At 67.1% G+C, this 13,828-nt stretch carries 13 protein-coding genes; 9 read left to right on the forward strand and 4 right to left on the reverse strand.

The window, feature by feature from the left end:
• Window positions 1–72: 72 nt before the first annotated feature.
• The 4 genes from MF609_RS04065 (at window position 73) to MF609_RS04080 (ending at window position 2,274) form a co-directional block, all read left to right on the forward strand.
• Window positions 73–687, forward strand: a complete 615-nt coding sequence (locus MF609_RS04065; RefSeq protein ID WP_242415003.1) for a DUF5343 domain-containing protein — start codon at window positions 73–75, stop codon at window positions 685–687.
• Complete coding sequence (locus MF609_RS04070; protein ID WP_242415004.1) at window positions 680–1,261, forward strand: Swt1 family HEPN domain-containing protein; 582 nt, start codon at window positions 680–682, stop codon at window positions 1,259–1,261. Before MF609_RS04065 ends, MF609_RS04070 begins: the two co-directional genes overlap by 8 nt.
• A gap of 93 nt (window positions 1,262–1,354) precedes the next feature.
• Complete coding sequence (locus tag MF609_RS04075) at window positions 1,355–1,939, forward strand: hypothetical protein (RefSeq protein WP_242415005.1); 585 nt, start codon at window positions 1,355–1,357, stop codon at window positions 1,937–1,939.
• Between the two features lie 32 nt (window positions 1,940–1,971).
• Window positions 1,972–2,274, forward strand: coding sequence for a hypothetical protein (locus tag MF609_RS04080; protein ID WP_242415006.1), 303 nt, complete (start codon window positions 1,972–1,974; stop codon window positions 2,272–2,274).
• Between the two features lie 345 nt (window positions 2,275–2,619).
• Here the strand turns inward: MF609_RS04080 and MF609_RS04085 are convergent, their stop codons facing one another.
• The 4 genes from MF609_RS04085 to MF609_RS04100 form a co-directional block, all read right to left on the reverse strand.
• Window positions 2,620–2,898, reverse strand: a complete 279-nt coding sequence (locus MF609_RS04085; RefSeq protein ID WP_242415007.1) for a hypothetical protein — start codon at window positions 2,896–2,898, stop codon at window positions 2,620–2,622.
• Window positions 2,899–2,942: 44 nt separating this feature from the next.
• Window positions 2,943–3,674, reverse strand: coding sequence for a uracil-DNA glycosylase (gene ung / locus MF609_RS04090; protein ID WP_242415008.1), 732 nt, complete (start codon window positions 3,672–3,674; stop codon window positions 2,943–2,945).
• On the reverse strand, window positions 3,671–3,979 hold the full coding sequence (locus tag MF609_RS04095; protein ID WP_242415009.1) for a zinc ribbon domain-containing protein YjdM: 309 nt from the start codon (window positions 3,977–3,979) through the stop codon (window positions 3,671–3,673). Before MF609_RS04095 ends, ung begins: the two co-directional genes overlap by 4 nt.
• 187 nt (window positions 3,980–4,166) lie before the next feature.
• Window positions 4,167–5,633, reverse strand: a complete 1,467-nt coding sequence (locus tag MF609_RS04100) for a S41 family peptidase (RefSeq protein WP_242415010.1) — start codon at window positions 5,631–5,633, stop codon at window positions 4,167–4,169.
• Window positions 5,634–5,894: 261 nt separating this feature from the next.
• On the opposite strand from MF609_RS04100, the gene MF609_RS04105 reads away from it, so the two are divergent.
• From MF609_RS04105 to MF609_RS04125, 5 genes are all read left to right on the forward strand, one after another.
• Window positions 5,895–7,283: a TIGR03013 family XrtA/PEP-CTERM system glycosyltransferase gene (locus MF609_RS04105; RefSeq protein WP_242415011.1), complete on the forward strand. Its 1,389-nt coding sequence runs from the start codon at window positions 5,895–5,897 to the stop codon at window positions 7,281–7,283.
• A gap of 4 nt (window positions 7,284–7,287) precedes the next feature.
• Window positions 7,288–9,342, forward strand: coding sequence for an XrtA/PEP-CTERM system histidine kinase PrsK (gene prsK, locus MF609_RS04110; protein WP_242415012.1), 2,055 nt, complete (start codon window positions 7,288–7,290; stop codon window positions 9,340–9,342).
• Window positions 9,339–10,694, forward strand: a complete 1,356-nt coding sequence (prsR, locus tag MF609_RS04115; protein WP_242415013.1) for a PEP-CTERM-box response regulator transcription factor — start codon at window positions 9,339–9,341, stop codon at window positions 10,692–10,694. Before prsK ends, prsR begins: the two co-directional genes overlap by 4 nt.
• The gene (locus MF609_RS04120; protein WP_242415014.1) at window positions 10,678–12,735 is read left to right on the forward strand and encodes a tetratricopeptide repeat protein; all 2,058 of its coding nucleotides are present in this window, start codon (window positions 10,678–10,680) and stop codon (window positions 12,733–12,735) included. Before prsR ends, MF609_RS04120 begins: the two co-directional genes overlap by 17 nt.
• A gap of 83 nt (window positions 12,736–12,818) precedes the next feature.
• A complete protein-coding gene (locus tag MF609_RS04125; protein ID WP_242415015.1) occupies window positions 12,819–13,628 on the forward strand; it encodes a DUF815 domain-containing protein in 810 nt (269 codons plus the stop codon).
• Window positions 13,629–13,828 lie beyond the last annotated feature (200 nt).

Raw genomic sequence — 13,828 nt, forward strand, 5'->3', positions numbered from 1 at the left:
TCGGGGCTTGGCTAGAAATCCGCTTGATCGGTTTATATCGACCTTTAAACTCTTCAACAAAACGGGGGGTATATGGGTTTATCAGCCTCATGGGTCGGTGCGGCCAATCGTATTCCGGAACTCTTCAACAAAATCCGCGATGGTCAGGCGCCGTCGCAGGTAACGATGCAGCTGCTTAAGGATTGGGGATTTGCATCGTCGGCTGACAGGGCGTTTATTCCGCTTTTAAAATCTCTTGGATTTCTCACTCCAACTGGTCAGCCGACGCAACGATATCACGAGTACAGAGATCATTCACGATCAAAGCTGATAATGGCGGAGGCCTTGAAAGAGGCCTACAAGGATATATTCCTTATTAAAGAAGTGCCGACTAAATCAGATCAAGCTGCCATTGTTGGCAAATTTAAAAGTTTCCATAACTCTAGTGATGATGTTGCTCAAAGAATGGCAAAAACATTCTTTGCGCTTCTGGATTTGGCTGATTTGAATGGTGGTCCTGGTAGCCAAGAAAAGGATTTGCTAGGAGTTGCGCCTGAGGCTGTGGCTAGTAATTCTAGCGCTTTAGGTAAGAGGTCTAATGCTATTTCAGGCCTCCATTACAACATACAGATACATCTTCCTGCAACTAAAGATGTTGAAGTATATAATGCTATATTCAAGTCGCTTAAGGATCATTTAGTTGACTAAGGATAAGCTCCGAGCATTTCTTTTCAGGGGATTGCTTTTTGAGTCTGAGGCCGGTGCTTTCCAGTCTGCTGGTATCCAAATTGGAGCGAGTTCGACAGCAAGCGAAGAGTCTTTGCTGGCCCAATCACTAGCGCCGTTTGGCATACAACGTCGCAATGCGGCATTGGAAATGTCAAGGTTATACGCTCTTCTATACTGTTTTGAAAATGAGATAAGAGAGTTTATTCGAGAAAGGCTGGAAGAGAGCCAAGGAGTTGGGTGGGCCGAAAAATTGCCAGCAAGAATTCTGCAGCATGCAGAATCCAGAAAAAATACTGCCCTGAAAGATTCATGGCTGGAGGGGGAGAAGACGAATATTTTAGGATTTGCTGACTTTGGACAGCTCGGGCAAATAATTATCGCTAACTGGGACTGTTTTAAGGACGTCATACCGTCTCAGCATTGGCTTTCTCAAAGAATGGATGAAATAGAAAAGTCTCGAAATTTTATTGCGCATAACCGACTTTTGCTCCCAAGCGAATTTGCTAGGCTTTACATGTACATATCTGATTGGAATCGAGTTATTGGGCTATAGCGGTTTTGTGACTAGCGTTCAGTAGTTGACTTCGACGCTTTGCCCCCAAGAAACCACTGTCCTACAAGTTCCCAATATGTTCCCATCGCGCCCATGCGCAACGACACCCCGCTCCCGGAGCATTCGCCCGCGCCCGCACCGGCGCTTGACCCCTCGAACCTGACCGTATCGTCCGAGACGCCGTATCTCGACGCCAACGGCTATGACCCCGCCGACTATCAATGGGTCCCCGTCCGCCGCAAACCGCGCGCCGATGGCTGGTCGGATGCCAAGCAGCGCGACTTTATCGAGGCGCTGGCCGATGGCGGGTCGGTCGCCGAAGCGGCGCGTGCCGTCCATATGTCGCCCAGCAGCGCCTATCGCCTGCGCCGCTCGCCCGGTGGCGAGGCGTTCGCCCGCGCGTGGGATGCGGCCGTCGCGCAGGCGGTGGGGATGCTGGTCGATGTCGCGTTCGACCGGGCGATCAACGGCACGATCGAACCGGTGCTGGATGCCGATGGCCGCCGCATCGGGTCGCGCCACCGCCCCGGCGACCGGATGCTGATGTTCCTGCTCGCCGCCCATTATCCCGACCGCTACGGCCGCCAATATCGCCGCCGCCCGGCACGCGGCGAGGCGGAGGCCCGCCGCCCGCGCCCGCCCCCGCGCCCAGCGTCGCCGAGGCGCTCGACGCGCTGACCCCCGTGCCCCCGGCCGAGCCGGAAAAGCTGATGGCCCCCGCCGATCTCGACGTCGCGATCGAGGTCGCCGACCTGACCGACGGTCGCCTGCCCCATTGGCTCGACCCGGACCGCCGCATCGAACCCGCGCCCGCGCCGCAGCAGGTCGAGCCGCCGCTGCACGATGCCCTCGCCGCCGCACTGGCGGAGCAGGACGATATCTACATTCCCGAACCCGGCCCACTCGGCACTGCGTTCGAGGTCGAACTGGAACTCGCCAAGCGCGGCATCGTCGTGCCCCGCCCCAAACCCCAACCCAACCGCCGCGCGCGTCGCGCCAGGCGGCGAGTGTGAACTTTGTGAACTTTGGAGGCAGGGACGCGGTGGGGCTTCTGTCGGACCCACGGGTAACACCGGGACGCCGACCGGGTCGAACCCGCCGCGTGACCCGTACCCCGGCGAAGGCCGGGGCCCAGTTGGGGAACGTTCATGGCCTGCTGAAAAGCCTATCCAACTGAACCCCGGCCTCCGCCGGGGTGCGGTCAGTATGGGTGCCGTGCGGTGCTGCCGCAGACGTGTCGATAGAGTCCTGAGTGACGGGATACCGCGTGGCACCCACCGCACCTCATACGCAAAAAGGGCGCCGCATGGTTCCCCACGCAGCGCCCCCTTCGGTCCGTATATGCCGCGTGACGCGACTTACATCGCGTTCTTCACGGCCTGTTCGACCATCGCGTTGTCGTCGTCGTCGGCCTTGTCGGCGGCGTCTTCGCCCATTTCGCGGACGTTGTCGGCCTGCGCTTCCAGCGCGTCCTCGACCTGCTCGTTGCTGGTCATGTCGGCCTGGTCTTCCAGCGCGTCCGCCTTGTTCTCGGTCATCGCCTCGATATTGTCGGCGGCCTTGTCGTCGGCATTGCCACCGCACGCACCCAGCAGCATCAGCGCGGCCAGGCCGGTCGCCGTCATTATCGTCTTCATGGCAATTCCCTCTTTGAACCCGCCCCTGTGGCGGGCAAGCCCGTTCAATCGCTTGAGCGCGCGGATGGTTCCGTCTGCGTATCGAGCGGGGGGATCGCCCAGTCGATCGCGCCGCGTCCCTGTGCCTCCAGGAACGCGTTCGCCTGACTGAACGGCCGGCTGCCGAACCAGCCGCTATGCGCCGACAGGGGGGAGGGGTGGCGGCTCTTGAGCACGAGGTGCCGGCCCCCGGCGGACACGTCGCGGACGAACCCCGCCTTCTTCTGGGCATGGGCACCCCATAGCAGGAAGACGCTGGGCGGCCCCTGTTCGGCCACGGCATGGACGACCGCGTCGGTCAGCGCCTCCCATCCCCGGCCGGCATGGGCGGCGGCGCGGCCCTGCTCGACGGTCAGCACCGCGTTCAGCAGCAGCACCCCCTGCCGCGCCCAATGCTCCAGGAACCCGTGGGCCGGCGGCGCGATGCCGAGGTCGCTGTGCAATTCCTTGTAGATATTGCGCAGCGATGGCGGCACCGGCACCCCCGGCCGGACCGAGAAGGACAACCCATGCGCCTGTCCCGGCCCGTGATAGGGGTCCTGCCCCAGGATCACGACCCGCACCTGTGGCAACGGGGTCAGCGCCAGCGCGGTGAACCAGTCGGCGCTGTGCGGCAGGATGCGCTTCCCCGCCGCTTTCTCGGCTTTCAGGAAGTCGCGCAGGGCATTCATGCCCGGACTGTCGAACACCGGCCCCAGCGCCGCCGCCCAGCTCGGGTCGATCGCGGCCGGGATCATGCCCGCTTGCGCACGAACTCGGCGCGCAGGACGAGGCCCTTGATCCCGTCGAACTTGCAGTCGATCTCCTGGTCGTCGCCGGTCAGGCGGATCGACTTGATGAGCGTGCCGCGCTTCAGCGTCTGTCCCGCGCCCTTGACGGTCAGGTCCTTGATGAGCGTCACCTGATCGCCATCGGCCAGCACGTTGCCGACCGCGTCGCGCACGACCACCGCGTCGTCGCCGGCGGGCGCGGCGGCCGCGACCTGCGACGCCGGCACCCACTCGCCGCTCGCCTCGTCATAGATATAGTCGTCGTCGCTCATAACCGTCATATCCTTCCGATCCGCTCACGCGGACGCGGCACCGGCCCGCTCCCCCACCCGGCCACCCATCAGGATACTTGCGTGGGTGGCCGGGTGTGGGTCACCCTGCAAAGTATTACTTTGCAGGGACCCGTGGGGGAGCGGGCCGGTGCCGCCTATCGACGGAATCGTAGCCGAGCGACCTAGCTCAGAACAACCCCGGCACCTCGCGCTGCGCGGTGCTGGGCCGGGCGGGTTCCAGCAGGGTGCGTTCGTCGAACCGCACCGTCTCGCGCTGCGCGCTGCTGCCGGTCGAGGCAGAGATGCGCGAGCAGGTCCGCCCGGCGAGGAAGTCGAGCGCGCGGGCGACCGACTGTTCGCGATTGTCGCCCAGCGGATAGCTGATGTCGTCGCTCGCCTGGCACGTATTGGGGACGGTCGCGGCCAACCCGTCATAATAGGCCGCCGACCGCGCCGAGTTCTGCACCGCCAGCGCGACGATGCGGAACCGGTCGTCGCACGCCGACCTGTCGACCGCGATCTGCCCGACCGGCTTGCCATAGGTGTTGGTGCCGACCAGCGCCATGTTGGTGCCCAGATATGGCACGAACGCGTTGATGACGAGTTCGCTGGCCGATGCCGTCCGCCCGGTGCCGATAAAGGCGATCTTGGTCGGCGTCACCGACTGCGCGGTCGGGGCGAAATACTTGACCTCGTTCTCGGATGACTTCTCCGACCGGAAGCTGGTGTAGCTGTACACCTGGCTGGTCGATTTGCCCCCGCCGAGCAGGTCGCCCATCAGGTCGGCGATCGAGATCAGCCCGCCGCCATTGTAGCGGAAATCGATGATGAACTCGTTGATCCCCTGCGCCCGGAAATCGGCGAAGGCGTTCCGGAGCGGCGTCTCGGCCGAGGAGATGAAGGTACGCAGATTGATGTACCCGACCTTCTTGCCATTGTCGGTCAGCACCTTGGCACCATAGCGGGTGGAGACGGGCAGAAGCGAGAAGTCGGTCTTGGTCACGGTCGCGGTCTTGGTCGTGCCGTCGATCGTGCGGAACTGGAAGGCGCGGGCGGTACCCGGCGTATCGGGGCCGAGCGCGGCGTTCAGCCCGGCGGTCCCTTCCGAATCGATGATCGTCGACACGTTGCGCAAATTGCCGGTCGTGGTCCCGATCTGCAGGATCTCGGTCCCGCGGTCGATGCCGGCGGCCAGCGCCGATGCCCCTTCGAACGATTCGATCACGAACAGCCGCCGCCCGGTCTGGTCGAGCGCGAAGCGGGTGCCGAACCCGGCGGTCGCGCCCGAATTATAATAGGCGTTCTCTTCCTTGATCGACGTCAGATAGGTGAAGAACCGGTCCTTGCGCTGCGCCCGCGCCGTTGCGGTCAGCGAATCGATATAGTCGTCGACGGTCGAGAACGCCGCCGGATTGGGATTGCTCGGCAACGTTTCGGGGAAGAGGTACCATTCGCGCAGCTGCGCCAATGCCCAGTCCTGCCGCTCGCGCAGCGAACAGCCCGCCGTCGTGGTTGGGGTGGGCGTCGGCGTGGCCGATGGTACCGGGGTAGGGGTCGGGCTGCCGCCGATCACGCTGCCCCCGCCGCCACCTCCGCCACCGCAACCCGACAGCATTGCCAATACGCCCAACGCCGCACCGATCCGTACCCGCATCACGCCCACTCCATAAACTGCCGCCAGCCTAGATGGCTGGTCTGCGAAGGGAAGGGGGATTCGCCGCCCGGTTCCGTTCGAACAGCGACAATGCCGGCGTCATACTGATCGGCGGCTGAACAGGCATTGCGCACCGCGACGACTGTTGCGGAGCGACAACAATTCCGAACAGCCTTTCTGCGGCGTTCAGTATTTCTTTGCGCTTTCGCGGCATAGCGGGTGGGTGTCGGACTGCCTTACACCTGTATCGGGATTGCCGCGATGATTCGGCTGTTCAAACATTACATCCCCCATGCCGTGCTGCTGCTCGGCCTGCTCGACGTTGGCGCGCTGCTCGTCGCCGCCGAACTGGGCTGGATCACGCGGGCGATGCAGATCGGCATGGCGGTCGAACCGATCCATACCCGCATTCCCCAGCTGTTCAGCTTCGCGCTCAGCCTCGAAGTCGCGATGGTCGCGGTCGGGGTCTATGGCACCGACGCGCTGCAATCGGTGCGCTTCGCCGCCGCGCGGCTGCTCGTGGCGATCTCGCTCGGCGTCATCTTCCTCGCGGTGATCTTTTTCCTGACGCCTTCGATCACCTTCTGGCGGTCGAACCTGCTCTACGCGATGGGCTTTGCGACCGTGCTGCTGCTGTTGCTGCGCATCGTCACCGGCACGCTGCTGGGCGGACAGGCGTTCAAGCGGCGGGTGATCGTGCTGGGCGCGGGGCCGCGCGCGCAGCGGCTGAAGGAACTGGGCCAGCGGCCGGGCGCGGGCTTCGTCGTCGTCGGCTATATCGCGATGAGCGAGGCGAACCGGGTGATCCCCGAAGCGATCGCCCGCGACGCGATCTACAACCTCGCCGACCATGTCGTGCTCTTGGGCGCCTCCGAAGTCGTGCTGGCGCTGGAGGAGCGGCGAAACGCGCTGCCGCTCAAGGACCTGCTGCGCATCCGCACGACCGGCGTCCATGTCAACGAAATCTCGACCTTCCTCGAACGCGAGACGGGGCGCGTCGACCTCGACAGCGTCAATCCGTCGTGGCTGATCTTCTCCGACGGCTTCTCGTCGGGGCGGATGCTGTCGAGCATCTTCAAGCGGATGTTCGACATCACCGCCAGCCTGATCCTGCTGGTGCTGACGCTGCCCGTGATCCTGCTGGCGGCGATCGCGGTGAAGCTGGATAGCCGCGGGCCGGTCTTCTACCGCCAGCGGCGTGTCGGGCTGTACAGCACCGGCTTCGACATTCCCAAGCTCCGTTCGATGCGCACCGATGCGGAGGCCGCCGGATCGGCGGTCTGGGCGGAGAAGAACGACCCGCGCATCACCCGCATCGGCCGCGTCCTGCGCAAGACGCGGATCGACGAACTGCCGCAATGCTGGAGCGTGCTGATCGGCGAGATGAGCTTTGTCGGCCCCCGCCCCGAACGCCCCGAATTCGTGTCCTCGCTGGAGGAGAAGCTGCCCTATTATGCCGAACGGCACATGGTGAAGCCGGGCATCACCGGCTGGGCGCAGATCAACTATCCCTATGGCGCGTCGATCGACGATGCGCGGCAGAAGCTCGAATATGACCTCTATTACGCCAAGAACTATTCGCCCTTCCTCGACCTGCTGATCCTGCTGCAGACGATCCGGGTCGTGATCTGGTCGGGCGGGGCGCGCTGATGCGATGCTGATCGGGATCGTCGTCTGGGGCCATGCCATCGCCGCGCTGCTGTTCGGCGGGCTTGCCTTCTGGACCGCGCGGCGCGGGGCAGCCGATGGCGCGCTGCCGCGCCGCTGGCTGACGATCGCGCTGGCGCTGACCGCGCTGTGGGCGCTGGCGGTGGCGGGGATCGCCAACAGCCATCCGGTCACGAACCTGCTGGCGGGGCTGCGCACGCTCGGCTGGCTGGCGCTGCTGTTCGCGGTGCAGCGGCGCATCGGCGAACGGGGGGCGGAGGCGCTGGGCCGGACGATGGCCTATCTTGCGGTAGCGGCGGTCGATCTGGCGCAGCTGCTGCTCGGCTTCCTCAGCGTCACTGCCGGCAACAATGCGGTCGCGACCGTCATCGGCGATGTGGCGACGCTGCTGGGAATGCTGGCGGCGCTGGGGGCGCTGCTGCTGCTCCACGGCCTGTTCCGCGGCGTCACCTCGACGGCGATGCGACTAGTGCTGGTGACGGCGGGGGCGTTCTGGCTGATCGACGTCAACAGCTGCATCGCCAGCTATCTGGGCGCCGGGCCGCCGGTCGAGCTGATCGCGGCACGGGGCGCAGGGGTGGCGGCCATGGCCCTGCTGGTCGGCCTCGCGCTGTCGCGGCCGGCCGATGGCGAGGTGCAGTTCTCGCGCACCGCGACCTTCCACACCCTGTCGCTGCTCGGTCTCGTCGCCTATTTCGCGATCACGATCATGGTGACCAGCCTGATCGAGGCGCTGGGCGGCAGCCATGCCCGTATCGCGCAGACCGCCTTCGTCTTCGGGTCGACCGTGGCGATGCTGACCGCCGCCTCGTCGGGCTGGCTGCGGGCGTGGATCAAGGTCAAGCTGGTCAAGCACCTGTTCCGCCACCGCTACGACTATCGCGCCGAATGGACCCGCTTTACCGAGACGCTGGGCGAGCCGAAGGGTGGCGCGCCGCTCGACGAACGGCTGGTGAAGGCGGTCGGTGACCTGACCGACTCCCCCGCCGGCCTGCTGCTGGTCGCCGATGGCGATACGCTGGTGTCGCAGGCGTCGTGGTGCTGGGATGCGCAGGCGCTGCCCGCCGACGATGTCGGCAGTGCGCGGCTGGCGGCCTATCTGCAGGCGACCGGTCGCATTCTCGAACTCGATCCGCTGCGCGACCACCCGGACGACCCGGAACGCGCGGCGGTGCCCGATGCGATGCTGGCGCATCCCGATGCCTGGGTCGTCGTGCCGCTGCCGCATCTGGGGCGGTTGACCGGCGCGATCCTGCTCGCCCGGCCGATCCTCGCCCGTCCGCTCGACTGGGAGGATTTCGACCTGTTGCGCATCGCTGGGCGGCAGGTCGCGAGCTACCTTGCCGAGGAACGCGCCCAGTCCGCCCTGTCCGAAGCGCAGCGGTTCGACGAGTTCAACCGCCGCTTCGCCTTCATCCTGCATGACGTGAAGAATATCGTGAGCCAGCTTAGCCTCGTCGCGCGCAACGCGCCGCGCCACGCCGACAATCCCGCATTCCGTGCCGACATGGTCGCGACGCTGAATGAATCCGCCACGCGGATGAACGACCTGCTCGCCCGCCTGTCCGAACGCGAGCCGCCCCGGATCGAGGCACCGCGCGCCGTCGCGCTGGCGACGGTCGCCGCCCAGTCCGCCGCACGCTTCCGCGCGCGGGGCGCGGTGGTGGTCGAGGGCGAACGCGACTGCCACGCCGCCGCCGATCCGGCGCGGCTGCAACAGGTCCTCGACCACCTCGTCCTCAACGCGCTCGACGCGGGCGGCAGCGATCCGGTGCGCGTGATCCTGGGGCAGGCCGGCGACCGGGCCTGGATCGACGTGGTCGATACCGGCCAGGGCATGACCCAGCAGTTCATCCGCGACGACCTGTTCCGCCCGTTCGTGTCGTCGAAGCCGACCGGCTTCGGCATCGGCGCGTTCGAGGCGCGGCAGCTGGCCCAGGCGATGGGTGGCACGATCGAGGTGGAGAGCCATCCCGGACGCGGCACCCGGTTCCGCGTCACGCTGGCGGCGGCCACCCCAACGCTGGAGCAGGCGGCATGACGACACGCAAATGCCTGTTGATCGTCGAGGACGATGCCGGCCTCCAGCGCCAGCTGCGCTGGGCCTATGAAGGCTATGACATCGTCGTCGCCGGGGACCGCGACGCGGCGATTGCTGCCGTCCGTGCGGAGGAGCCGCAGGTGATCACCCTCGACCTCGGCCTGCCGCCCGATCCCGACGGGGTGAGCGAAGGCTTCGCGACGATGGCGGCGATCCTCGCGATGAAGCCCGATACCAAGATCGTGGTGGCGAGCGGTCATGGCGATCGCGCCAGCGCGCTGCGTGCCATCGATCTGGGGGCATGGGATTTCTATGCCAAGCCGATCGACATCGACGCGCTGGGCCTGATCGTCGCGCGCGCCTTCCACGTCCATGCGCTGGAGGCCGAGAACCGCCGCCTGGCGGAACGGATCGAGGGGCAGGCGGTGCTGGGCGGCATGATTACTGCCGCGCCCGAAATGCTGAAGGTGACGCGGACCATCGAACGGGTGGCCCCCGCCGACGTCTCGGTCATGCTGCTCGGCGCGTCGGGCACCGGCAAGGAACTGCTCGCCCGCGGCGTCCATGACGCCTCGCGGCGCAAGCGCGGAAATTTCATCGCGATCAACTGCGCCGCCATTCCCGAAACCCTGCTGGAAAGCGAGCTGTTCGGCCACGAAAAGGGCGCGTTCACCGGCGCGGTCAAGACGACCGAGGGCAAGATCGAACAGGCGGCGGGCGGCACGCTGTTCCTCGACGAGATCGGCGACGTGCCGCTGCCGCTGCAGGTGAAGCTGCTGCGGTTCCTGCAGGAGCGGGTGATCGAACGCGTCGGCGGGCGCAAGGCGATCCCCGTCGACACCCGCATCGTCTGTGCGACGCATCAGGATATCGATGCGATGGTCGCCGATGGCCGGTTCCGCGAGGACCTTTATTACCGCCTTGCCGAGATCGTGGTGCGGATCCCGTCGCTCAGCGAACGGCCTGGCGATCCCGCCTTGCTTGCGCGCCATTTCCTCGACCGCCACGCCGCGCAGATGGGGCTGGGGCCGAAGCGCTTCGCCCCCGATGCGCTGGCCGCGATCGAGGCTTGGAGCTGGCCCGGCAATGTCCGCGAGCTGGAGAACCGGGTGAAGCGCGCCGCGATCATGGCCGATGGCAAGGCGGTGACCGCTGCCGACCTCGACCTCGCCAGCCCCGACATGGCGTCCGGCCCGATCAACCTGAAGGCGGTGCGCGAGGCGGCGGACCGTTCCGCGATCCGCTCCGCGCTGGCGCAGGCACAGGGCAATATCTCGGGCACCGCCCGCCTGCTCGGCATCAGCCGCCCGACCCTCTACGACCTGATGAAGAGCTATGACCTGCAACCCTGACCGATCGATCCGCGCGCTGCTCGGCGCAGCCGGCCTTGGCGTCGTCGCCGTCGCGCTGGCGTCGCTCGGCGGCGTATTGCCTGCGCGCGCCGATGCAGCGGATGCGCAGACGAAGGTCGCGCAGGCGCTGGCGCAGTTTCAGGCCGGGCACTGGACCGCCGCCCGCGACCGCGCCCGTGCCGCGACGCAGGCCGATCCGGCGTCGGGCTTTGCGCAGGCGGTGCTGGCCCGCACGCAGCTGGCGCTGGGGGACGGGGCGGGGGCGCAAGGTTCGCTCGACGCCGCGACCAAGGCCGGGTTCGATCCCGCTCGCGCGCGCCAGCTCTATGCCCATGCCCGGCTGTTGCAGGGCGATGCGGCCGGCGCGATGGCGGAGGCGGATCGCGCCGCGCCACGCTATCGCGCATATGCCACGACGATCCGGGCACAGGCGGTGGCGGCGAGCGGCGATGTCCGCGCCGCGCTGTCGACGCTGGAGGCGCGGGTTGCGTCGGCACCCGGCGATGCGTTTGCCTGGGTCGCGCTCGGCCGGATGCGGCAGGACGCGGGCGACATGGTCGGCGCGATCAATGCCGGCGCGGCGGCGGTACGCGCCGATCCCGCCTCGCCCGATGCGCTCCGGCTCCGTGCGCAGACGATGCGCACCCAATATGGGCTGGTGGCGGCGCTCCCCTGGTTCGAATCGGCGCTCGCCCGCGATCCTTATGCGCACGACACGCTGATCGACTATGCCGCCACGCTGGGCGATGCCGGGCGGTCGCGCGACATGCTGGCGGCGGTCCGCCGCGCGATGGCGGTGCGGCCGGGCAGTCCGCAGGGGCTGTACCTGCAAGCGGTGCTGGCCGCGCGGGCCGGCGATCTCGCGACCGCGCGCAGTGTATTGGACAAGGCCGGGCGTGGGCTGGCTGGCGTGCCCGGTGCACTGCTGCTCAGCGGATCGATCGGCCTCGCCGCCGGCGAAGCGGCGCAGGCGGCGATCCCCTTGCGGGAACTGGTCGCGCGGCAACCCACCAACATCACCTCGCGCAAGCTGCTGGCGCTCGCTCTATTGCAGAGCGATTCGGCGCGGGAGGCGTTCGACACGATCCTGCCGGTCGCCTCGCGCGGCGATGCCGACAGCTACACGCTGCTGCTGGCGGCACGTGCGCTGGAGCGGATCGGCGACCGCGCCAACGCAGCCCCCTTGTTCGACCGTGCGGCGGCACTGGCACGCGGCCGGTCGGGCGCTTTCGCGACCGGCGAGAATCTGGCCACGCTGGCCCATGGAGCGACTGCAGCGCCGGGCAATCCGGCGGCGGCGCTCCCCTATATCCGCGCGTTGTCGGCGGGCGGCGATGCGGCCGGGGCGCTGGCGGTGGCACAGGCGCTGGCCGATGCCAATTCCGGATCGCCTGCCGCGCAGCTGGTGCTGGGCGATGCGCTGGCTGGGGCGGGGCGGATGGGCGATGCCGCGACCGCCTATGCCCGCGCCGCGGCGACCCGTTTCGACGAAGCGACGATGCTGCGGCTGGTCGATGCCTGCGACCGCGCCGGACAGCGCGATCAGGCGAGTGCCGCCCTGTCGCTGTTCCTGACGCAGAACCCGGGCAATGTCCCCGCGCTGCGCCTGCTCGGCAGCTGGCAGGTCGCGGCGGGCGAGCATGACGCCGCGATCGAGACGCTGGAGACCTTGCGCGAACGTGTCGGCGACCGCGATCCGGCAGTGCTGGCGCTGCTCGCCTTCGCCTATGCCGGTGCGGGCGAGGCGGAGGCGGCACAGGGCTATGCCGGCGCGGCCTATGTCCTCGCCCCATCCAACCCGATGACGGTCGATGCGCTCAGCTGGGCGCTTTATGCCGGTGACAATGTGGGGGCGGCGGTCCCGCTGGCGGTGAAGGCGGTGCGGCTGGCGCCGCAAGATGCGACGATCCGCTGGCACATGGCGCAGATCGCCGAGGCCGCCGGCAACCCCCCCGTCGCCATCGCCAATGCGCAGGCGGCGCTGGGCGATCCGCGCTTTGCCGAGCGGGCAGCGGCAAAGGCGCTGATCGCTGGAAGCTGACCAACCTCCTCGACCACGCACGTCATCCTAGCCTGCGCCGGGATGACGTGCGTGGTGACGGGGTTTGCGCTACAGGCCGCCGCATGACCGACCCGCTGCTCCGCATCGCCGAGGCGCTCGAACGCCTGTCGCCCCCGCCGCCGCCCGCCGCCGATCCCCGGAGCCATCCGGCCTATGGCTGGGACGGCACCGTTCTGCGGGCGGCACGCGGCTTCCGCCCGCTTCCGCTCGACCGGCTGGTCGGCATCGATGCGCAGAAGGTGGCACTGACCGACAATCTGGCGCGACTGGCGGCGGGCGCGGCGGCGCATGACGTGTTGCTCTGGGGCGCGCGGGGCACCGGCAAGTCGGCGTTGGTCAAGGCGGCGGTCGGTCAGGTGCAGGCGACCGATGGCGCGCTCGCACTGGTCGAGGCGCCGGCCAACGCCCTCGCAGGCCTGCCACGCCTGTTCGCGCTGCTGGCCGAGGTGCCCCGGGCCTTCGCCGTGTTCGTCGACGATCTCGGCTTCGACACGCCCGCCGACGGCCGTGCGCTGCGGTCGCTGCTGGAGGGTGGCGCGGAAGGGCGACCCGGCAATGTCCGGCTGATCGTCACCGCCAACCGCCGCCATCTGGTCCCCCGCGATCTGAAGGAACAGGACAGCGCGATCAACCCGCGCGACGGCATCGACGACGCCTTGGCGCTCGCCGACCGCTTCGGCCTGTCGCTCGGCTTCCACGTCGTCGACCAGGATCATTATGTCGCGATCGTCGAGCGCTACTGCGCGGCCTACGACCTGCCGTTCGATGCGCAGGAAGCGATCAACTGGGCGACGAAGCGCGGTAGCCGCTCGGGCCGCGTGGCGTGGCAATATGTGACCGACCTGGCCGGCCGTCAGGGGAAGGCGGTGTAAGGTTCGCGTGAAGGCGTGAAGAGAACACCTGCGCGGTAGCGCCTTAACCTGACCCAAGGGCCGGAAAGGAAGGGCGGTAGACGCCGCCGGGCGCAATCCCTTCGCGTGAACCATTTTCTTCTTGCTACAGTCAGCGGTCCGCTCGCGGAGACCCCCCTCCACCAGCCTGCGGCTGGTCCCCCTCCCCGCGCCGGAGAGGC

Source organism: Sphingomonas panni, assembly GCF_022664435.1.
Lineage (GTDB): Bacteria > Pseudomonadota > Alphaproteobacteria > Sphingomonadales > Sphingomonadaceae > Sphingomonas > Sphingomonas panni.